Genomic DNA, 470 nt, shown 5'->3' on the forward strand with positions numbered 1-470 from the left:
GAAGACGTGGTCGGCGTGATCCAGTACGAGTTCGTCGACTGGCGCGAGCGCAAATCGGCGAACGCCATCCTGGACGAACTGCGCGGCGTCATGGCCGGCATTCCCGGCGTCGACGTTGAGGTTCGCGTGCCCGAGGCCGGCCCGCCCACCGGCAAGCCGATCCAGATCAGGCTGTCAGCCGTCGACCCGAAAGGCCTCGACGACAAGGCGCGCGCCGTCGCCGCGCGCATTGCCAAGGTGCCAGGTGTCATCGATATTTCCGACGGCCTGCCGCCACCCGGCGTCGACTGGGCGCTCGACGTCGATCGCGCCAAGGCGGCACAATATGGCATCAGCCCGACCTCGGTCGGCACGGTTGTGCAATTGGTGACGAACGGGCTGAAGCTCAGTGAATACCGGCCGGCCGGTGCGGACGACGCCGTCGACATCAGGCTGCGCCTGCCCGAGGACCGGCGCACGCTGTCGACCCT

Annotated in this window: 1 protein-coding gene; it reads left to right on the forward strand. The window is 68.1% G+C overall.

The window, feature by feature from the left end:
* Positions 1–470 (forward strand): efflux RND transporter permease subunit (locus AC0L2A_RS36390; protein WP_473613008.1); only part of this gene is annotated, 470 nt, incomplete at both ends.

This window comes from Mesorhizobium sp. WSM4844, assembly GCF_055811775.1.